Annotated in this window: 1 protein-coding gene (only partly in view); it reads right to left on the bottom strand. The window is 70.7% G+C overall.

What is annotated here, in order from left to right; genetic code table 11:
* Positions 1–24,195: part of a zeta toxin family protein coding region (locus AB0G14_RS20185; RefSeq protein ID WP_357699484.1), annotated on the bottom strand (this coding region is incomplete at its 3' end). The annotated region continues 25,008 nt past the right edge of the window; the window shows 24,195 of its 49,203 annotated nt.

The raw sequence follows: 24,195 nt of genomic DNA on the forward strand, positions 1-24,195 counted from the left end.
GACGACGAGCCAACCAGCCACCTCCGGAAGCGCCGCCCCGGCAACCCCATCCGCCCCCGCACCCGGCCCCGGGAAATACAGGCGCGCCGACGGCCAGCGCAACGCCGGCATGTAATGGTTGCCCGGACGCACCAGGCGTAGCACCGGTCCGCCGTCCGGTCCGTAGAAGGTCTCGACCCCGTCGACGTTGAGCACCGACACCGGGACCTCCAGCAGATCCGGCGCCATCCGCAGGAACTCGTCCCACAGCTCGTGCGTCCACTGCCCCGGCTGGTTGAGCTCGTCCCGGAACGCCCGGTACCGCTCTACCGAGCCGGCCAGGGCGGCGAGCGCCGTGCTGTGCTCCGGTGACCCGTCGAGCAGGTCGCCGAGGTGACGGCGCAGCTCCTGCGAGGTCAACGCGGTCAATTTCGCGATCTGGGACGTCGGCTCCTTCACCTCCGCCGCCGCACGGCCGACCGAACTGAACCAGCAGTCCCCATCCGGCGCCGTCCACGCCGCGTAGCGGCCCGCATCGGCCAACACGGCGGCCTGCGCCGCAAGCGGGCGGTTCAGCATCGGTAGCGTCTCGGCCGGCTCCGCCGCATCCGGCCCGCGTCGTTGACGACCGAACTCCCGGGCAATCGCCACCGCGGCGTGGTAGTCGGCCCGCAGTGCCTCCGCGACGTCGAGCAGCACCGGCGCGTCCCCGACGATCAGCTCGATCTCCTGAACCGGGGTCAGCCGGGAACGTGTCGCCTCGCCAAGCGCGCCGAGCACCGGATGCGCAGCGGCCAGATCGGATTCCTCTGGCACCCCCAGGCCGACCCGTCGCACGATCGCCGCCGCGTCCAGCAGCAGCAGTTCGGCACCTTCGGGCCCGAACTCAGTCACCAACGCGGCCTTCCGCTCGGCCTGCGTCAGCGGTGGCTCACTCCCCCGTTGTAGTGCCGATCGAGCGGGGGCATTTCCCGGGCCGGCGGGAACGCGACCGCCGCCGACCGCGGAGGTGGTCCCGCCCGTCCGAGGCAGCGCGATCTGCTCCACTGCGGCCGGCCTGCCCTGGCCCGCCTCGAGCTCCCGGGAGAGCAGGTTGATGAACTCCTCGCTCAGATCCGGACCGTCGACAACGATCCGTACGCGCAGCTCGGGTGTTCGGTCGCTGTTCGGGTCGGACAGCACCCGGGTCAGACCGACCGCGTCGAGAGCCTGCTCGGCGCCACCGGCCACCGGCACGATGACCCGGTCCCCGCTGTCGTTGGACCGCACCACGACGTGGAACGAGCCGTGGCCGTCCCGAACCGTGTTCCAGCGGCGGTGATCAAGAATCAGCCGGGCATACCGTAGGTAGGGCAGCAGGGCCAGCCCGGACATCGGCGGTCGGCCGAGCCGTTGACCGATGGCCACGACACCTTCACCGGCTGCCAAGCGCACATCGCCGAAGTGACCTGACACGCCGGTCATCGGCACCGGGTGCAGGACCCCCATGAGCATGATCGCTCCGCGCTGTTCGAGCGGATCCGCGCCCGCCGGCAGGGAGGCCGCTCCCCCGACCGATTCGGGCCGGCTGGTGCTCGTGTCCTCGAATTCCGCCAACCGTGTGACATAGGGCGTTCCGTCCGCCCGACGGGCCACCATCACGGCAAACACGGTGCCCTCGGCCGCGACCGCGACCTGCGCCCTGGTCGCCCGCACCGTCACCAGGGCCGGCTTCTCCTCAGCCGCCAGACCGGCTTCCAGACTGGCGCGGAGGTTGACGACGAAGTCGCCTATCGCGGCTTCGTCCGCCAGCACGACCGCCGTCGAGAATCGCAGACCGAGTTCCACCAGCACGTCGGCCAGGACATCGGGGAAAACCTCCCGTCCGTCTACATAAATCTGCCCGCCGTTGCCGTTCAGCATGAGCCACAGCTCGCCGGACGCCGGCAACGCCCGTGCGGCCCGTTCGGCATGTGCTCGGTTGCGGTGGCTACCGTCGGCTCCGGTGTTGAACCAGACGACGTGTCGCTCCGGTCCGGAGCTGCTCACCTGTACGGCATTGAGCAGGTCCTCCGCCGACCACGGCTGACCGCTCGCGACCAGCCGTCCCCCCGCGAAGGTCAGGTTACCGGCGAGCACGGCCCGACCCGGTGCTGCCGGCTGAGGAAGCGTGCTGGCCCATTTCACGATCTCGCGCTGGGGGATGTGATGTACCAACATCGACTCGAAATCGAGCACCTCGAACATCGGCCCGGCGGTGGAGGTGAACACCGACACATAGCGCAGTGCGTCCGGTGGACCGACCAGCATGGCCCCGAGGCTCCGCACGCGATCCCAGAGCTTCCGCCCGGCCTGGAAATCTGTGGACGCTTCACCCTTGATCAGCTGCCACTCGACGACGCCAGGCAATCGGAAGACCTGGTAGACCAGTCGGCGATAGGCGTTCGTGTCGAATCGCGGCACACGGCGTGAGCCACTGGCCGGCAGGCTTCGCACGGAAGCCAAGGAGGTCAGCGACGGCGATCGCCTCAGCACCCCGGGCACCGAGGGGCGTTCCCCGCCCAGCGGGCTGGGCCAGGTCGCCCGCGGGGCGGGGGACGTGAGAAGGAGCGCCACGCGCTGCATCGCCGTTTGCCAGTCACCGATCAGCGCAACCCGAACCTCCCCGACGCGGGCGACGGTCACCGGGCCGGCGGCGCTGTCGAGCAAGGATGTCAGGGCACGCTCGATGCGGTTGAACGCGGACCTGGCGTCGGCGATCTCGCGCATCGCGTGCTGCGTGAACGTCGCTCGTGGCCCGTCGACCTGGCCACGATTCGGGGTGGCTGCCCCGAAACTCCGCTCGATCGCGTCGGCCAGCCGGCGCCCGATGAGGAGCAGGACCGGGATCAGCGACGAGGACCGGAGCAGGACCTCCTGGTCGATGGCCGCCGCGGCGGCGAAGGACGGGATGAACCCGGGCGTTTGACCCACGAGCATCATCTCACCCAGGGCGTCGCTGGCCAGAACCAGTTCGAGCAGCCGGTCGGCGCGCAGTTCCTGCCGCGTCTCCGGCCGGAGGTTGAGCAGGCTCAGCCGGGCCAGCCGCTCAGCCAGGGCTTGGTTGGGCCGGTAGCCGATGTGGGCCAGTGTGCCCGAGTCGTCGAACGGGTCTCGACCCTCGTCCACATCGTCGACAAGCCCTAGGAGCACCGAGGAAAGCGTATCGGGCGACAGAACGCGCAAGACCTCTCGACGGTGGCCATTCTGGCGGGTCGGCACGAGCGCGGTGGAAAGCAACAGATCGTTTACCGCCGAGAGCAAGGATGCGCTGTACTCGTGGTCCTCGTTCCACGGAAAGAGCTGCCTCAGCAGGTCGAGCCGCTCGACGACAACCTCGTCGCGCAGCACACCTACGTGATCTTCTAGCCTCACATTGGCCGCGATCGAGGTCAGGTCGATGATCCGACGGTCGGTCTCCTCCTCAGAGACCTGCCACTCCGGATATTCCGCCAGGAATTCCTGGAACGCGGTGACGTGGCCCTCGGCAACGATTCCGGGCGGGCGCGGACGTGTCCTCGGAAGTGCCGCCCGGTTCGGTTCGAGGATCGCGACGTGGGCCGCGTCGTCCGAGGTGGGCGCCGGCGCGGCCTCGACCCGCATCGGGATGGCTTCGGCGGTGAAGGCGAGGGACGTGTCGGGAAGACCGCCCAGCAACGCGGTGATCGGCGGTTCGATCGGCGTCACCGGTGTGCCGGCGCGCAGGCGCTCGACCTGCTCGAACAAGCCCTCGAAGAGACGGCGGTATTCCCGGCCGGCAGCGACCGCCGCCCGCAACGCGATCAGGTCCCGGTGGGCATCGAGCAGGTCGACTCCTGACATCCAGCCGTGCAACAGCCGCCCGGAAGGCTGCGGCCAGCTCGCTACCCGGCCTTCCGCGTCGTCGATGTCCCGTTGGATCGAGGACGTCTCGACCCCGGCCGCCGTCAGTGCTCCCAGCGCGTCCCGCAAGTGGCCGAGAGCCACGTCGGGAACGAACTCCTCGTCGAGCGCGGACCATTCGGCACGGAGCTGCTCGATCTGCCGCACCAGGCCGGCAGGCGCCCTGACCCCACGCGCGGCTTCCTCGCCCTCGGTCACCACCTGCTCGAGGGCCTCAGCAGCCCGCAGTTGCTCGGTGAGCGAGGCATGGTGCTCGCGCACCTGGTGCGGCGAGTAGTCGTACGGGTTGGTGTCCGAGTCGAGGGGCAGCGCCCGCGCGGCGGCGTTCGCGACGTCGGCGACAGCGCCGCCGATCCGCGCCCGCAGGGCAGACACGTCGAGACCCGCTTCTCCGTCGTCGCCGGCCACGGCCAGGGCCTGCAGCAGGTTGTCTGCGCGTCGGTCGACCGACGCCCGGTGCTCGGCGGTGTCGGAGAGTCTCTGCCGGAGGCCGAGCAGCTGCCGACGCAGGGGGGAGGTCTCCTGCTGGGTGGGTGGTTTGAGGTCGGACAACCACGACTCCAGGCTGGCCTGCAGGGCGCGAAGGTCGCCGTCCAGCGTGGTCTCCGCCTGCCGCACGGCCCACAGTTTGAGCAGTTCGTACGCGGCCCCACCCGCGGCGGGCGTCTCGGTCTGCCAGCGGCGCACGACGCCCCGGGCGCGATCGACCTCCCGGGAAACTCGCTCCCAGTCGCGGCGCACTGCGGTCACGTCACGCCCGGCGGCCTTGCCTGCGTCGATCCAGTGCCGAAGGTAGCGCGTCCGCTCGCGGAAGGCCAGGACGGCGGACCCGAACCGGTTGACGCGGTTCTGGTGATCATCGCCCTCGGGCCGCAGTAGCTCGGCGTGTCGGGTGAACAGACGGTTGACCGACTTGCGGTGGTCCCGGATTGACGCGTCCACCTCTCGCAGCGCCGCGGTGTGCGTGGTGAGATTCAGCGCGGCAGTAAGGATGTCCACCACGTTCAAGGCGGCGGGATCGCCCTCGGTGCCCCGCAACGCTTCGGCGATCGCGGCCGCGTGTTCCTCGCGCAGGCGGCGTGCAGCGTCGAGCTTTTCCTGAGCCCGGTCCACGGCACGGTCGAAGGCCAGATCGCGCAGATAGCCGTCGGCGGTCAGGTCCGATCGGGCGGCCGCGGCCCCGGCCAACACCCAACTCCAGTTGTCGAGCTCCGCGACGAGGTCGGGCGGCGTGGTCACCAGGCCGGCGGCCTCTGCGCGAGCGTTGACGAACTCATTCACCAACGCCGACGACGCCGGAAGACCGAGCCGTCCGGTCAGCGTCTCCTCGCTCCTGAACGGCGCCCGGCCACTCTGTGCGCGGGCCCGCGCGAACAGCTCAGCGCGGGCCTCGTCCGGCGAGTCGCGCCGGATGCCCACCTCGGTCGCCAGCGCATCCATCGCGGCGCGGGAGGCGAACTGTGCCCACGGATGACCGGCCACCAGATCGTCCAGCAGCTGGGCGGCGGCGAGTTCGGCCGGGCCCACCTCGTCTCGCGTCCCGAGGTCGAACCAGTCCCGAAGGCGCTGCTCGACCCACTGGTCGAACGTGGCGTGCGCCCCCACGTTGATGTTCTCGCTGACATATACAGCCGCGGTGCCGGTGCGCGTCCGCAGAGCGCTACCGAGGGCCTGGGCCTGACGCCGGCTCAAGACGCCCAAGGCGGGCTGATTTCCCCATACGCCCCAGAGGATCCTGATGCTCGCGACATCACGCCAGGTCACGCCGTGCAGCGGCGCCAGGCCGGATATCCACGTCGACGACAGGTGTTCTGGTTCGTAGGCACCTCCCGTCGCGCCTTCGAGCACCGCGCGCAGTTCGCTCGGGCTCGTCCGGGCCACCAGGTACCGGCCCCACCCGAGTTCGCTGATCTGGTTGCGATCCCAGACCGGCAGGCGGGTCATGGCCACGTCCAGATCCAGCCAGACGTCGACGAAATGTCCGTCCAGGTTCCTTTCCGTGGTTGACGGCCCGTCCGGCTGCCGTCCTGGACCTTCGGGCGGGGTGACGTACTCCTTGCGGAGGAGCGCGCGGGCCTCCGACGGGCTCAGCGTGACCGCCGACTGGAGATTCCGCACAGTTTCCTCGGCCATCGCGATGACACCGTCCAACTGGAGCGGGTCATCCACCGGGTAGGTTGTGCCGAACTCGTCGTTGAGCCGTTTGAGCGCCGCCACGACCTGGGGGTCGGGGTCCAACATGACCATCGTCAGCAGCCGGAAGCCTTGCCGTAGGACGATGCCGAGTGTGGACGCCAGCCGGTACTCCTCGTGCTCGTCGAGGGCTGCGACAAAGGCGTCGCGGGCGCGGTCGAGCTGCGCCGGCGTGGCCGAGTGCTGGCCCGCCTCGGCCGCTCGTCGAGCTCGATCAAACCGCGCGTCGAGGAGAAGGCCGTAGCCACCGAGGAGCTCCTCGACCCGACTGTTTAGCGACGGAGCCGCCGGAGCGGGTCGGGCCTCCACGAACTCCGAAACATCCCGCACCGGGTCGTGCGGCGACACCGGTGTGACCGCGTCGATGCCGTCCGGCGCAGCCCACAGGTAGGCCGTCGGTCGGACCTCCTCCCGGCCGTAGTGCAGCGGCCTCGCCTGGTCCAGTACCACTGCGGCAAGCCCGAGCGCCGACAGCTGAATGTGAGCCATGGCCATGCTGGCGTCACGGTCCCACGGGCCGTTCTCGCGGATCGCATCGATGAAACGTAGGCGCTCGACGGGGTCGTCGACGTCGATAATTCCCAGGCCGTCCAGGGAATCCGTCAGTGGGTGGTCAGCGTCGCCGTTGAGGTACCGGGCGATGTCGTCCCGCAGAACGTCTACGACGTGGTCGCGGATCAGCGCCACCCCGCGCTCGGTGGTGTCCCAGGCACCGAGGCGCTGGCTCAGCTGCTCGCCGAAGCTCGCGAGGAGCACCTGCTCGACCCGCGAGCGGCCGCCGCCGATGTAGCGGCGCCGCCCGATGCCCGCGACCGCACGCTGGAACCTGAGAGTCACTCGTTGTTGGTCGGCCGCCTCGGCCTCGATGATGTCGCGCATCAGGTCGTCGTAGGCGCTCACCCAGTCCGCGCCGAGCCGATCGGCGGGCACGTCGCGCAGCGGTGGCGCCGCCGGGTCGGGCGACAGGACCGTGTCGAAGGGCAGTGGTGTGTTGACGGCCCGGCTGAGCGTTTCGAGGCCCTCGAGCTGCTTTCTCACCGCGTCGTGACGGGGGCCGCGGAGCAGCGTGTCCAGGGTGTTCGCGTGCCACCTGCGCTCGTCCGAGGTGGATCGCAACTGCTCCTGAGCCACGACCGCGGCGGCGTTCGGGGGCGTCGGCCATTCGCCGTCGGACCCGAGCTGGTTGTGGTACACGTCGGTTCCGTCGCGCCGCAGCACCCGCACCCGGTCGGCCAGATCCTGCTCGTCGAGCGCCCGGGCCCCCCGCAGCACCCCCGCGAACGTCCGGTCGTGGTCGGCCTGCGGGACGACCCGTCTCGGCTGCCCGGTGCGCTCCGCCTCGTTGGCCCGCCGATGGATACCGGTGACGCTGACATACTCGGGCACGGCCAGCAGATCGACCCGGACCTCGTAACCGGCCTGGCGGTACTGACGGATCAGGCCCTCGAACTCCTCCTCGGTCGCCATCGCCGATTCGACGAGCACGTTGTAGCGATGGGTGATCGCGTAGGCGTGGGCCGCCTCCCACCACTGTTGCGTGTCCTCCCGAACCCGGGCGCTCGCCGTCTCGGGATTGTCGATCAGGGCCTGCTGGTAGCTCGGATGATAGGACGTGTAGAAGTCCATGTTGATGTTGACGTGCCGGCCCGACAGCTGCTGCATCTCGGCTCGGGGGGCCTGCGTGACGACGGACTTTCCGGCCCCGGTCTGGCCACCGATGACGTGGACCACCGGCCGGCCCGACGCCGGGTCGGCCTGGAGGAGATCGGGAACGATTCGCTCGGCGAAGGTGTTCTTGTTCTCCACCGGCCCCAGCACCGTGCGGACCGGAATGTCGTGCAGGCGCTCGATCGAACCGGCCAATGACAGCTGGCCGGGTTGGTCGGGCAGGCCGAGGTCGGCCGGCAGCCGCAGCGCCTGGCGGCGGTCCGGGGGCAGCTGCGGGATGATCCGGCTGATCGCGATGAGCAGGCTTACCGGGTCAACTCCTTCGGCGGCGACGATGCTTGTCGTGCCCGCCGGCGTGACCGCCGCAGCCGCCGCGTCCAGTGCCTCCGCCGTGGGCGGCGAGTCAAGGGGATGGATGAGGACGACACCGTTGGCGAAGGGCAGCGCGCTCAGCGACGCCAGCGCCGGGGCGACCCCCGGTGCCGGGGTGAAGCCGGCTACCGCGTCGCCCTCGGAACCCGAGACCGCGTCAGCGTCCCACGCGTACGGCGCGAGGGGTGGCAACACCGGCTTCTGCGGCGTCTGGACGTCCAACTCGCGCAGGCTGTCGGCCAGGTCGACGTAGAGCGGAACCGAGCGCACTCGCGCATCAGGTGCGGTGTCGGGGTCGGCGTCGGGGTCCGGACGCCAGTGAACGACGAAATGGCCCGTGTCGGCGATGTACTGCTGGCCGCCGAACGTCTGGATTTCACCGGCCAGAACGTGGCCGTCGGGAGTCGTGTGGACTCGGCTCGTGGCGGCAACGACCGGTCGACCGACCAGGTCGAAGAGCTGCCGCGCAGCCGACGGGGTGTTGCCCGGCCGGCTGACGTTCGAGCCGACGATCGCGAGGACGTCGTTACCGAGACTCTCGGCCGAGCCGAGGTTGAGCGGCACAAGCACGTCACTGTGGAACTGCTCCACCGTCAGCTTCTGGCCCCCGTGCTGGAACCGGATCGTTCCGTCGGCGGCGATCTCGGTCGTCACGTGCACGATCCGTGCCCCGCCGACCTTCGGAAAGGACATGGCAGCGTGCAGCTCCTCAGCCCGGCGCGACCTGGCCTCAGCGGTGTCGCTGCGGTCGGTGTACACCTCGTGGCTGGGCAGGTAATAGCCGGCCGGGGTCGGAATGCCCCGCGGGTGGAAGATGCCGAATTCGAGGCTCGCCTGCGGTGAGAGGGCGAGAACATAGAGCTCAGGGGCCAGGAAGGTGCCTTCGGTCGGCCGACTCCGGCGGAACGAGCGCAGCAGGCCGCGGCGGCTGCGAGCCTGCACCTTCACATCGACGATCGCGTCGACCGCGACCCGCAGCCAGGGCATGGCGAGCAGATAGCCGTACATCGGCCACTGCGACTTGAGCACCGCCATCGACGACTCGCTCGCGCCCTGGGTGAATGACGCGCCGACGGTCACACTTACCGCCCCCAGTGCGGCGGCCAGGCGCAGGTCCTGGGCTTCGGCCTCCCTCCGGCCGAGCGACTGCTTGTGCTCCGTGAAGTTGTAGGTGGTGAACTCGTGCCAGCCGTCGACGTAGTTGAGCACTCGCGCGTTGGCCAGCTTCCTCACCCGGATCCCTGCCGACCCGCGCTTGTCGGTCACCGGTCCGCCGTCGGCGACCAGGGTGGGTTCCAGCCCGCCCGCGCTGACGAAGTTCTCCAGCTGCCGGGTGAACACGGGATAGCTGAACAACATCTCGACCGCGTCCTTGCTGCGCTGACCGGCCGCGAGCAGGCGACGCACCGAACGGGTCGGGCGTCCCGCGGACGCGTCCGGGCTGACATCCTCACCGCGCAGCCGCCGCAGCGCGAGCCGGCGGAGCTCGTTGAGCCGCTCCGGATCCACGCCGAAGGCGAACATGTTGCGGCTGAGCAGCCGGTCCTTCGTGACCGGCAGCACCCGCGACGCGGCCGGCAGGTCGCTGCCGGCCGGCAGCTCCTCGACCTCGCCGGACGCCGAGGCGGGCCGCGTCTGCATGTCAGGTCGGGTGAGGTCGAACGGCACGACGAGGACCTCGTCGACATCCGCCTGCGCCTGCGCGGGCTGCCGCGTGGAGCTGAACGCCCGACCGAGCAGAGTGCTGAGCCACGGCAGCACCGTACGGGCGAACCGGGACGGTTCACGGACCAGCTCCATCCGGGCCACGACCCGACCCCGGCTCTCATACAGGCCGGCCGCGCCGGGCATGAAGAACGTGTCCCGCGCGGCGTCGGTCGTGGTGAGCCCTTCCCCCTTGACGCGAGCGGCAGTCCGCTTGAACGACAGTCCGAACGCAAGGGATTTGATCAGGTTCGTCACGGCTGCCGTGAACGACGGAGCCGCGGCCACGTCCTTCGAGGTCGTTCGATCTCGCGACACCGATTTGGTGTTGAGCCGGAAGCCGTAGCGCGCGTAGTTGACCTCCGGCTGAACGTGGGTCAGCCCGTAGCCCACTCCACCGATGTCGCGCTGCAGCGACAGGTCGATGACCGCCGCCTCGTGGTAGAACGGTCGCGACCGGGTCGCGACCAGCTTCAGCCGCCCGCCGACCAGGGTGTCCCCGAGGGCGGTGGCTGTGCCTGGGTTCAGGGTCGCCGAAAGGCGGCCTCCCGGGTGATCGGCCAGGCCCTCGATGGTCCAGCGGCTCTTGCGGAACCGCTTCGGCAGCACCTGGGTCACCACGTCGAGCAGCGGGTTCGGCTCCCCGGTCGGGTTGAGCGGCCGTTCGCCGCCGGAGTCCCGTACCGCGCGCAGGTGGTCGATCGCACTGCCGATCGGGGCCCGCTCCAGTGTGTCCGGGAAGTCGGGCACGTGATGGACCGACGACGCGTCATCGGGCCGGGCCGCTCTCGCGAGGGGCCCCAGGCCCAGCTTCCAGGCATGGTTGGTCGCGGTGACGGTGTTGACCGTGTTATCCCGGGACTGTCCGGCCGTACTGGCTCGCGACTGCCCACGCGGCCGACGGGACCAGTTGCGCCAGCCGCGCGACGATGGCGGCTCCTCCTCCGGCTCTGGGCTCGCGAACCGCGCCTTCCGGGCGAAGCCCGTCACCGCGAGCCGCCCGGTCTCCGACCTGATCGAGTCCTGCCGGGTCAGCCCCGGCGGCTCGGGGGAGGGCCCGCGTTGCGGGGACGGCGGCTCGATGACGATCGAGGGGACGGACGACTGCGCACTCACCGCGCTGATCGAGTCCGACGAGGAGGTTCTGCGACGGACCACCGGCCGGTAGAAGCCAAGCCCGTCCTGGATCTTGAGGTTACGCGTCTGGCGGTGGCGGAAGAAACTGCCGAGCCAGTTCTTCTGCCGGGAGGAGACGCTGACCCGCCAGATCACGTTAGACACGTTGGGTTGGTAGTGCTGAGTGATCTGGGTGAGATGCCCGGTCTGGGCGTTGTAGCCTTCGCCGGTGCCGTGGCGGGTCGCCCAGCCCACGTTGCCCGGATTCTCATAGTTGTGCGAGTGGTCGCCGAGCGTGGCGCCCAGGGAGAACGCGGCACCGGCGCTGAGCGCGTCGGTCACGCCCTTGTTGTACGCGACCGTCGGACCGCCCTCGTCCACCTTCATCTTCATGAACTTGACCGGCTCGCCGTTCTCCCGGCGCTGCAACGGGAAGCTTTCCAGGATCACCTCGTACTGGGTGTCGAAGAACAGCCCCTTGACGGTCATGACCTTTTCTATTGTGGAGGGCCCACGCACGAACGACGCGTTGAGGTGTGAGGTGTCGGTGGCCATCGCCGCCAGCCGGGTGGCGCGGGTCGTTGTCATCCGTCTGCGGCGGCGCCAACCGGTGATCAAGTCCAGCGGGGCCTGCCAGCCGGATCGCGCCCTGTCCTGGTCCACGGCGAGGAGCGACTTCTCGACGGCGTCGTAGAGGTGTTTGCCGCCCAGCACCTCGAGCACCAGGTCGTCGGGGCCGATCGGATCAAAGCCGTCGGCGTCCGCCCGCAGTTGCGCCACCGCCTGCTCGTCGGCGGTGAGTCCGCCCGGGTGGTCCTTGAGGTGCGTCACTGCGCCGGTGGCAGCCGCGGTCTCCGGCGAGATCGGCTCGGTCGATGTCGCGTGCTCCGGGGTCACCCACCGGGCCGATGCCGGAAGGTCCCGGGCGGCGGCCTCAGCCCGCGTGTGCCGCTGCCAGCCCCGGCCTCGGACCAGATGCCACACCATCCGCAAGGGCAGCATCAGCCGCTCGAGCCAGCCCCGCCGGAAATCGACCGACACCTCGAGATGCAACGACGAGGAGTAGTCGAAGAACCGGGCTGGCCCCTTGTAGAGGATGGCCTGAACCTGGAAGCCGGACGCCCCGACGTACGTGCTCTCGTCCTGACCGCGGGTGAGGTTGGCTCCGGCCGATCCGCCGAAGGCCCAGTGCAGCCAGGGAATCCTGGCCAGGAACGTGAACTTGAAGCCGCCACCGGCGCTCGCGGCCACCTTGTCGTCGTTGCCGATGCCAGCGAAGCCGGCCGGCATCAGCTCGAGTTTGGCGTTGGCGATCCTCCCCTTGCCGACCGGATCGCCGTCCCGGTCGCCGCGTACGGTGAACGTGACGTACTCGGTGCCGCCCCTTCCGGGCAGCGCCTCGACCCAGGTATACCCCTTCCGGCTGAACACCTGGAGGCCGTGATTGAGCAGCGCCTCCCGGGTCGCCTTGGCACTGATCCGCCGGCGCAGCGCCGCCTGGGCGAGCGGGCTGCGCCGCCGGGGGCCGAGCACCTTGCTCTCGGCCTCATCGAGCATCTCGAACAGGTTGGGCAACACCTGTTCGCCGCCGCCGAGCCGCTCCAGCGCCGACTTGCCCATGTTCTGCATGGTGGCCAACGCCGCCGGCGGGTGCCGCTCCTGCGCCTCGGCCGCCTGTTGGGCCTTGGCCTCGGCCGGGTCGTCCGGCACCGGATCCCGGTCGACCGGCAGATCGGCCCAGCGGTCCCTCGGGTCGACCTGCGGTTCGTTGAGAGCCAGCTGGAGCATCTTCTCGAACCGTGCCCGTTGCTGGACGGGCGTCCGGACGAAGACCTCCACGACGTCGTCCACGCTGGATTCCGGCGGGACGCCCTTCGCCTTGGCCGCGACGTCCGCCGTGAGGTGCAGCGTCAGTTTGTACCGGATGCTGTCGCCGGCGTAGACCAGGCCGCGGATGTCGCCGGCGCCCTGGTTGCCATGCGTGCCGCGGGAAAACGAGTGCTCGGCCGATCCGGAGATCGCGCCGCCCACGCTGAGGCCGGCCTGATCATCGGCCAGCGGATCGCCCAGCTGTCCCTCCAGGCGCACGCCGCCGGAGAAGCCGGCCCCACCCGACTCCGCACTGTCGTCATGGCCGCTGGTGAACCGCTGGATCTCCTCCTTGAGGAACACGCCCTCCTGGCTGACCGCTTGGGCGCCCAGCAGCCGCCCGCGCCAGGAGATCTGGGAAAGCGACTTCCCGCTCCTGACCAGCGGCGAGGTCGCGGTCGACCCGATGATGTCCTGATACATCCGCAGGAACGCGGGCTCGCTCAGCCACCAGGAGACCTCGGCCTGCGCGTCGGCGGTCAACCGCCTCTCGCCGCCGCTGAGGACTCGCCGGACCTTTCCTTTGATGTGCTGATACATCCACAGGAGCCCGGGCTTGCTCCACCAGGAGATCTCGGCCTGCGCGTCGGCGGTCAACCGCCTCTCGTCACCGTTGAGAATTCGCAGGACCTTTGCTTCGAGTCGGTCCAGGCCGGGGGCCGACTCGGGGACGGTGAAGATGTAGCCGAGCGCCCGCGTCATGGCGTCGGCCCGACCATCGCCCAGTGCGGCGTGGTAATAGGCGGGGCCTACGCCGACGTACTGCGATCCTGGCAACACCAGCGGAGTCGACGACAGGACACCGCTCACGCCCTCCGGGCGCGGCGGTGCCAGTTCAGCCGGGAACTCGACCCGCAGGACCTGCTTCGACTCGTTGGCCTGGACGGGTCCGGGCTGACGCTCGGGGCGCTCCAGCCACAGCCGGGACGGCCTGCGCGGCTGTGGCACCAACTCGCGCACCTCGGTGCGCACCGACGCGTCGCCGAAGTCGAAGTAGGCCGGCAGCCCGGACAGGTCAAGATAGCGCTTTGTCGCCGACACCCAGTCGAGGCCCTGCCCGTAGCTGCGGCCGCTGCTCGCGAATGGGCCGAAGTTGGCCGAGACGGCGAAGTTGCCCTCCGAGGCGAGGTCAGCCGTGCCGACGCTGAGCACCCCCTTGCGGCTGTTGGAGACCCCCCAACGCGCGAGTTCCTGGACCTCGTGGTCGGCGTTGACCGGGATGTGCCACTCCAAGCCCGGTCGCACCCGTTCGCCGTCCACCAGCCGCACATACTCGGCCAGGTTCAGGTTGCCCAGGTCCAGCCTGAGCACCACCTCGTAGCGGCGTTCCCGCTTCGGCCGCAGGCGGCGCAGGCCGGCCCGGCCCGGCTCCGGAATCCGGACCTCGACCGTCGCGCCGCCTTTGAGCATCATCTGCTCGACGAACAGCCGGGTGTCGTACATCCTCAGCCGCTCGAGCACCGCGTCCCGCACCGGGTCGCGCAACGCGGCAAGGGTTTCCGGAAGCGATGCCGCGGCCAGCTCGGCGATCGACCGGGGATCGGTCAGCGACGACGTGCCGGCCGACAGCACCCGACCGTGGTGGCCCAACGCGAGCTGGCGGTCAGCCCCGTCCGGACTGTGCGGGTCGACGTCGCCGAAGCCCGGAGGCAGGATGCGCGGCTGGTCGTTCATCGCCGTCCACAACGCCGACTCGTGGCGCAGCGACCACGAAGCGAGCTGGTCGACGACGTGGACCAGCCGAGCGGCGTCCGCTGTGGGGACTTGGTCGGCCCGGGCGAGCGCGTTGCGCCGGGTCAGCTCGACCATGGTCCGCTGCTCCTGGTCGAGTGCGGCGGTCCATGGGTCGGACCCGGTCAGCAGGCCCTGCAGCGGCCGCATCGGCAGCGGCTCGAACAGCACCCGCCAGCTGTCGCCCGACCGGGTCCACGCATTCAGCCCGAGCAGGTCGGCGCTGACCAGCACTTCATCGCCGCCGGCGGCCGCCGCCTCCTGCGGCGTGGCTCGATGCACGATCCCGGTCGACTCCAACAGCAGCATCTCGACCGGATCCACCAGCAGGTCGCCGAACCAGCGCCATCCCCCAGACTCGATGATCCGGCCGTCGAGCAACCGCATCCGGCCGTCTCCACTGAAGTCGACCCGGCCGATGCCCCTTGTTCCGGCCGTGCCCACGCGGTACCAGGTGTCGGCGCCCAGCATCACTTCCGGCGTGGGCCCGAGGAAGTACGGCGGAGGCGGCGTCGCCGATGTCGCCATCGAGTCCGGAGTGGACGTCCGCCACTTCGGCGCTGCCGCCAGGTCAAAGCTCGGCTGGACCGGGCTGACCGTGCCGGCGGCCGCCTTCTCCGCGTCGTTCCCGGTAGTCGTCCGGCCCGGACCGCCGTCCGCCCCGCCGTCGGCGACCGGGTTGCCGGTCAGCTTCAGCCCATCGGGCAGCGCGGCGTTCACCTCGGCGAGCAACGACGTGCCGACGGGGAACAGGAAGTCGAGCCGCGGGGCGTCGTCGACGGTGGCCTCCGTCGCCTCCACCCGCCGCTCGCCGCCGACGGGTTCGGTGGCACTGTGGTCGGCCGTCACCGCGGCTGCCGCGACGTACGCGGCAGTACTCGACGGCGAGATCTCCTCGATCTGGGCCAGATTCACGACCGGATCCATGTCGACCGCGATCTCGCCCGGGGGATCCACGTCGCCGCCAGGCCGGTGTCCGGCCAGCTCCCGCGCCCTCTCGACGAACTCGTTCCCCCGATCGAGAACCCCCTGCCAGTCCTGGCTGGGCCCCAACCCCGACACCCAGGTGTTCCAGGCACCGGCCAGCTCCACCGCCTGATCCCACGACAGCCGCGCCACCCGCTCCAGCTCGTTCCGGAACTGTCGCGTCAACCACGGGCCACCCAACCCCCACTGTTCCCGCCCCAGCCCCGCCACTCGTGGCGCCCGACCGGACAGCTCACCCCACGACGGCAGGAAATCTGCCTGGCCGCCCAGCCGCTCCGACACCACCCCGTACGGCGTCCACAACGCGCCCAACGACGCCCGCACCGCCGCCACCTCGGCGGCCCCGACCAACATCTGCTGGACTTGGGCCGTCAACGCGTCGACGCCCCCGCTGAACGCTTCCCACGCCGCGACAACACCGTCGCCACCATCGGCCAGCCGCGCCGCTTCCTGCCGTACCCGATCGGCCAACCGATCCCGCCCGTTCCGCACGCTCTCGGCTGCCGCCACCAACGCGTCCACGCCCTCACGGACCACGACCCGCGGCAACGCCGGCGACGCCCCAGCGTCCGGTGTCGAAGGAGACGCCGACGACCCGTCCACCGGCAGCGAGAACCGGGGCCGGTCCGCCAGCCCCCACTCCCCCAGCAACGCGTCGAGCACCTCGGACGGGACAGGCCGCCCGGCCACCCGAATCCCGCTCGCCGAGGCCTCCGCATCGACCACCACGTGCCTCGCCGGCACCACCGCCGGATCCACGACCCGCTCCGCGTCGGACATCGGCGGGCGGAACCGCACCACCACCCGCCCCTCAGCGCCGAACATCAACCACGCCGCCCCCCGCAACAGCGGAACCAACCGCCCCACACCCACGGGCGACACCACCGGAACCGCAGGTGCCCCCCGCCACACCGCCACCACATCGTCAGCCCGCCGCACATGGCCCATGCCCGCCGGATCGACCACCACCACACTGCCCACCGGCCGGCCCAACAACACCGACACGTCCCGCCCCGAACCCGCCGGGAACTCCACCACAACCCACTCAGAACGGCCCGGCTCAGGCCGCGTCACCTCACCCACAACCAACATCCGACCCGCCAGCGGATCGTCCGCGTTGGGCAGCACCGCGAACACCGGCGAATCCACCACCGGGAACCGCGCCAACGCCGCGTACGCGCCGCGCAGCACCGCGCGTGCCCCGCGGTCCCCGTTCACGGCCCGGACGTCAAGATCGCCCCGGTCGTCAACGTTCAGCACCTCACGGGCGGAGTCGGCCCGGGACATGACCGCGAGGACGTACCGCAACGCGATCAACCCTGTCGCGCCCGGACTGGTGGTGACGGCCGCGTCACGCAGGTCCGGCGGGAGACCACGTGAGGCCATGTGCGCGTGCAACGCCCGGGCACGGGGCAGCGTCACCTCAAAAGCGGCCTCCACCTGATCCCGCCGAGTCGGGCGGTAGCCGACACGCACCGGCCACGGCTCAGTAAGGGCCTGCACGGCCTGCGGCGGGAGGGACAACGGTGGGTAGGACTCCACCTCGGCGGCCTGCGGCGGGAGGGACAACGGTGGGTAGGACTCCACCTCGGCGGCCAGCCGCGACATGCTGTCGTTGACCACGGCCAGAATCGCGTCATTGAGCGTGGTTGGCTCCGCGTCCTCCTGGATCTCGAAGACACCGTCGAACATTCTGGCCAGATAGGCCTCGACGGTGGTGATCTGGGTCGCGGCGGTCCTGGTAACCGCCCGCTGCGCCAGGCCGCTTCGCACGCGCTCCACGAGGTCGTGCCATTCCATCCGCCGTCTGGCACGAGTAAGGCTAAGGCGCCATGCCTCCCTTCCTGTCGCGGGCGCAGTGCTGAGCAGGGGCGTCCCTCCCGGCGCCCTGGAAACCGTCTGGTATCCCCCGGCCGCACGGATCAGGTACATGCGCGGTGGCTGGGGCTCCGTCCCGCGGTGGACGATCTGATGGCCGTCCACGGTGTAGGTCAGCACGGTCAACGGCACGTCCAGCACGTCCGCGAAGACCCGCTCCAGGCCGGTGACGTGCTCCGCGCTCGGCATCCGGTTGCCCCGCACCGCGAGGAGCAGCGCACGCTGCGCCGCCTGCTGGTCGGCGCGGCCCCGCGGCCACGAGAAGTGCACAGCCCATCGCGACGGTTCGCCGCGTCGCTCTGCCGCGAGATCGTCGGCCAGCGCGGACGCGACCCTGTCGGTAATGGCCTCCGGCGTGGCGTCCTCGTCGAGCCACCGGTGTTGGTCGTCGTCCCGGTTGGCGGCCCAGATGGCGCCGGCCAGACCGGGATGGTTATCACCGCGTGACCTGCCCAGCTCTATCAGGATCTTCTGCAGGTCGGCAACGGCCCAATCCTGGAACAGCTCCTCGGCGATCAGCCGTGACATCACGGCCTCGTCGTCTCCAGCCAATCCCGACAGGTCTTCAGCCCATTGCGACAGCTGGCGGATCACCCCCGGCTCCGGCCGGAGCGCGGGGCGCGCGACCGCGGGGCGCGCGACCGCGGGGCGCGCTTCCTGATCCGTCGCCGGGTACGCGGGCGGCGTCGGCTGCACCAACGCGCGGATCTGCAGGGAGAGGTAGTCGGGAGGGTCCGCCGGCCACTGGCGCAGCGGCTCGGCGAGCCAGGGCGTGGGGTCGAAGTCCGCGACCGGGACGTAGGAGTAGTCGCCGAATCGCGGGTCGCCAATCGCGAACACTTGGGTGCCGTCATGCCTGCGCAGCGCCTGCAGATACACGTCGAGGGGGGCGGGCCCGTCGTGCTCGCTGCGATGACGCAGCTGAAGCCCGTTCGTCCGCCGCAAGTCGAGCCACAGTTCCCGGCGGGCGAGCGGGCCGGGCACGTCGGCCAGCGGGCGTGACGGTTCCTCGCCCACCCCGGGCAGCGTTTGGCTGACGAGCTCCCGGTACGCGAGGTCACCCTCGCTCACGACGCCTCGCCGCTGCGCTCCGGGAACGTTGAGCGTAGCGCGGACGCGGTCAGCGACCGCCGCCAGATCCGAGCCGTCGAAGTGCCGGGGCACCACGCGGCTGGTCAGCACCGGCGGTTCGCGGAGGTACGCCACCGTAACGGTCACCTCCGGACCGCCCTCCGGCACGCGGGATCGGACCCTGACCTCCAGGTTTGGATGCGACGCCGTCACCCGTTGCGCTTGCCCGTCGCGCAACGTGACCAATGCGTTCCATTGCGTCCCGTAGCGTTCGCGCACCTCCACGACCACGTCGTCCGCGGATTCGGACACCGATGCCGCGAACCAGACGGTCCGGGGTAGATCCTCGAAGGCGTACAGACGGTGACGCTCAATCCTCCCGGGGCCCACCGCCAGCGTTGTGTCCCGGAGCTCCTCATGCAGGTGGGCGTAGGCGGTGAGCTTCTGCTGAGCCCGCGCCAGCTGTTCGATCAGCGGCGCGAGTGCGTCCCCGGCCTCCGACGGCGTCGCGTTGCCGGCAACGAGGGCCTTGATCTTCTGCGTGATCGTGTCGATCGTCGTCTGGACGGCTGCAACGCGCTGTTCAGCCGCCTCACCGACGGTCCGTGAGCGGCCTTTCCATCCACTGCGGTCAGGAATGCCGAGCAGGACGGCCTTCCGCTCCTTGAGCTGATCGAGCTGGGACTTTACGCTGCTGGCGGACCTCTTGCTGAGCACCAGGACGGCGGCCAGCGACAGTTTCGAATGGGCTGCCCACTGCAGAGCCGCTGTCGGCGTGACGCCCACGAATTGGGCGAGCACCGGATGGCTGGCCTGGTACCACGTCTCGGCCAGCAGCGGGCTCTCTTCCAGCAGTGCGAAGACCTCATCCTGCACCGCCGACTCCGCGTTCTCCCAGAACGCGAGCGCGTTGAGGCGGAGCAGGCGGCCACCCAGCGAAATGTCTGGGTCGTAACCCACGGCCAGGAAGTTGCCGTCGATGGCAAACAGATCGACCCCATGAGCGACGCGGGTGGCCACAGAGTCCACCAGCGTCAACGCGTCGAACACCGTCAACGGCTGGATCGTCTGCCGGTTGTAGCGGCCGTCGCGGCCGACCACCCGCGACTCCCTGACCGGCACCAGCGACGCAGCCAGCAACACGTCCGCGACCAGCCGCACCAGCAGCTCGCGACGCTCCGGCGGCAACCCGTCGACGTACGCGTCGATCCGGCCCACCGCCTCACGCAAGCCGGCCTCGCCGAACGTCTCCGGTACGTACACCTCCAGGTGCGCGCCCGGCCCGGCGAACGCCGCCAGCTCAGCCACCAAGGCACGCAGCCGGGCGTCGGACACCGTCATGATCCAGGGGGCTTCCTCACCCAGCGCCGAGTACGCGGCCACGAACTCGTCCGCCACGGTGTCATGAGGATGCGCCGGTGTCGCCCGCTGAAGGCCGAGCGGGGACGGCTCGCCGTCGCCGCGCTCCAGCGGCTCCACACGGTGCCCCCGGACGAGTTCCCCCGTGGCCGCCACGTCGTAGACCGCTGCCACCGCCACCTGGTCAAGCTGGGACGCGGCGAGCAGCAAGGTGCCGCCCTCCTCGGCGAACGCCAACATCGAGGGACGCGACGACCAGGCCCGGCCGGGGACGCGCGGCGGGACCAAGACCGCCGCCCCTGGCGGCACCCGAAGGGCCAACACGTGCCCACCCGCATGTCCGCGCGCCACCTGCCGCGCGGTCAACCGGGCCACCAGATACGGCGCCGCCGTCACCAGGCCCGAGCGCAGCACCTGCCGCACCGGCACCGGGGACCACACCATCAGGAACGCTGGGTCCCCGTTGACCAACACCGGCCCGCCCAGATCGGGCAGACCGGCCAGCACCGACCGCCCTCCCTTCAGCGGCACGAACGGCGGCCCCTCGCCCACCTGACCCGCCGCGGTCACCGGCACGTGACCCGCCTCGCGGGCGGCCGCCACCGCATCGGTCTCGCCGGCCCACTCCGCCGCCGAAACGGGCACCAGCCGCCGGCGCCCCGGCAGCCACTCAACCGGCGGCTGCCATCCGTGCTCGGTCCATGACGCGAACACCAGCGGCAGACGCAGGCGCGCCGCGACGCCCATCACCTGCTGGGCATGCTCAGCGTCGGTCGCCGCCAACCGCACCCGCCACGAGAGGCTCGGCGGGAGCACCTGCGCCAGTTCCCAGACCCGCATGGCCAGCGAGGCCGGGTCCGTCGACAGGACCAACACGGTCAACCACCGGGGATCCGCCGGCCACGCCGACCACGCCTCCGGCAACGGCTGCTCAACCGCCGTGTCGTCGGGCAGCACCACGAACAGATCCGAACGAACCTGCCGGACCGCAGCGGGCAGCCGCACCCCGGCCAGGTCCCCGATCCACGGCGGCGCCGGATACAGGTTGCCGTAGTCGTGCGTCTCCACCCCGTCCAGGCCTGCGACGCTCAACCGCCACGGACGTGTGGAGTACAACGTGCCCGCCGACCCGCCCCACACCTCGCCTTCGGTGTGCAACACCTCCACACCCAGCGGAATCTCGTCCGCGACGGCCGCGGGCAGCACCCCGCCGGGCAGCGGATCGATGAACACCAGTCGTACCGCCCGGGCCGTCCGCTGGGCCAGCCTCATCGGCAACGCCGGCCACACATCCGTCCCGGCTCCCGGGCCACCGACGACCCACACTGGCCGCACATCTTGCCGCAGGCCCCGCACCGCGGTCTGGACAGCCTGCTCTCGGGGGGTCGACGGCTCCGCCCCCGATCGCGACCACTGACCGGCCGGGATGGACTCCTCCCGGAGACCGTCGGCCACGACAGGCTGCTCCGGCGGGTGCAGCCGCCACCGGCCGAAGCCACCTACCGCCGGACCCGCATACGGCAACGGCACCGGATAGTCACCGATAACCACACCAGACTCGTTCGGCACCAACCGCAGCGAGGGCGCCGACGCCGCCCCCACCTCCACCTCATCCACCGCGTCCTGCCGACCGATCACCTCCAGCCGCCCGCTCGCCGTCAGCAGCACACCCCCACCGGGATGCACGAACGTGCGGGCCACCGGCCGCCAGCCCGACGCGGACACCACCGGGATGCCCGGCACCTCGATCCGCCCATCGGCGAACACCTCGAACGTGCCGGGCCGCCCGACGTCCTCAGGCGTGTCGTACTCCACCACACGCCGCAGGTGCAATGCTTCCACCGCGTACGCCGAACGCTCATCCGGCAACCCGGCCACCCCGGCCACCGCCGCCGTGTACACCGCCTCGGCGTCGGTGAGGCCCACACCGCGCCGGTTCGCCCGCACCAACGCCCGCCCGGCCTCCGCCAACGCGCGCAGCGCCTGGACCCGCCCAGCCGCGCCTTCCCCGTACAGGTGGTCGTAAAGCTCACGCCGCCACCGCGGCCACCCCTCCCGCGCACCCGGCCCAACCATCACCTCCGCCATCCGCGTCGTCACCTCGTCGCGATCCGGCACCCCATCCCGCTCGCCCACCGCCAGCAGCCGCAACGCCTCCAGGTGAGCCAGCTCGTGCAGGAACGCGGTCGACGCCTCCTCGACCCCCGGCCGGTCCCGCACCGCCAACGACCACGTCAGCCCGTCGACCCGACTCGACTCCTCGGGTCGCTCCGCGGCGTCCTCCCCAGGCTCGTCCCGCAGCTCCACCACCGCGATCCGCGGCACACCCACGATCGGCGCCGCCCGCTCCGCCAACTCCCGGACGAACTCCACCGCCGACCCGCGGAACGGCACCTCCTCGGCCAACGAACGGATCCGGCCCGCCACCGCGGCGTCCGACAACCGCAACCGCCAGTGCCACGACGGCAGCTCCCCACCCGCGGCCAGCGCCAACACGTCCACGCCCTCACGGACCACGACCCGCGGCAACGCCGGCGACGCCCCAGCGTCCGGTGTCGAAGGAGACGCCGACGACCCCTCCACCGGCAGCGACAACCGGGGCCCGTCCGCCAGCCCCCACTCCCCCAGCAACGCGTCGAGCACCTCGGACGGGACAGGCCGCCCGGCCACCCGAATCCCGCTCGCCATGGCCTCCGCATCGACCACCACGTGCCTCGCCGGCACCACCGCCGGATCCACGACCCGCTCCGCGTCGGACACCGGCGGCCGGAACCGCACCACCACCCGCCCCTCAGCGCCGAACATCAACCACGCCGCCCCCCGCAACACCGGAACCAACCGCCCCACAGCCACGGGCGACACCACCGGAACCGCAGGTGCCCCCCGCCACACCGCCACCACATCGTCAGCCCGCCGCACATGGCCCATGCCCGCCGAGTCGACCACCACCACACTGCCCACCGGCCGGCCCAACAACACCGACACGTCCCGCCCCGAACCCGCCGGGAACTCCACCACAACCCACTCAGAACGGCCCGGCTCAGGCCGCGTCACCTCACCCACCACCAACGTCCGACCCGCCAGCGGATCGTCCGGATTCGGCAGCACCGCGAACACCGGCGAATCCACCACCGGGAACCGCGCCAACGCCGCGTACGCGCCGCGCAGCACCGCGCGTGCCCCGCGGTCCCCGTTCACGGCCCGGACGTCAAGATCGCCCCGGTCGTCAACGTTCAGCACCTCACGGGCGGAGTCGGCCCGGGACATGACCGCGAGGACGTACCGCAACGCGATCAACTCTGTCGCGCCCGGACTGGCGGTGACGGCCGCGTCACGCAGGTCCGGCGGGAGACCACGTGAGGTCATGTGCGCGTGCAACGCCCGGGCACGGTTCAGCGTCACCTCAAAAGCGGCCTCCACCTGATCCCGCCGAGTCGGGCGGTAGCCGACACGCACCGGCCACGGCTGGATGGAGGGCAGCTCGGTCTGATCCTGCCGAGTCGGGCGGTGGCCGATTCGCACCGGCCACGGCTGGATGGAGGGCAGCTCGGCCTGCAGCGACATGGCCTTGTTCAGCTCGTAGCCCAGCCGTACCATCGCGGCCCGCAGTTCGTCGAGCTCGGCGACGTATCGCGTGTTGACGTTCTCCGGGTCGGCGGTGATGCGAGCGAACGTTCGCTGGAACTCGGCGGTGAGGCGTTCCATCCGCAACGTGTACGGGTGCCGCACCTCTGGGTTCAGGTCGTCGATGCCCCGAGCCTCCATTGTGCGATAATTTGCTGCCTCGGCGTCGTCGTACGCCTGAGAGATTTCCTCGCTGCGATGTGTGAGCGCCGCCGCCTCCTGCGGTGACACGGGGGAGAGGTTCGGCTCAGGGGTCGGCGGTTGGCCCCAAGGCCGCCCGATCGTCGCCTCGTAGGCGGTTCCCGCGCGGATCACCTCCACCCTCGTCGGCCCGAACTGATGCACGGTCTGGACGCCCGGCGCGGTGGGGTTGAGCACGACCAGCGCCACGCCCCACACCTCGGCGGTGACCCACTCGATCTGCGCGGCCACGCCGCTCGCGTACAGGTCGTCCCGCCGGATCGCGTCGAGCACCCGCCGCTGCTCCGCCAGCCGGGTCGACCCGATGCTCGAGAAGCCGAACGAGGCCGCCCACCGCGACGGTGCACCGCGGGCCGCGGCGGCGAAATCCTCCTCCAGCGCGCGCAGGACCAGTTCCTGCACGTCCTCGACACGCATCCCGTCCGGAACGCCTACCCAACCGGCATTCACGGCGGTGGTCCACAGGGCTTCGAAGAAGCCGCCACCATCGACCGGTCTGCGCGTCAGGCCCCACACGCTGAGCGCGTGGTGCAGGTCGGTGAC

It is taken from the genome of Micromonospora sp. NPDC023814 (genome assembly GCF_040639595.1).
Lineage (GTDB): Bacteria > Actinomycetota > Actinomycetes > Mycobacteriales > Micromonosporaceae > Micromonospora.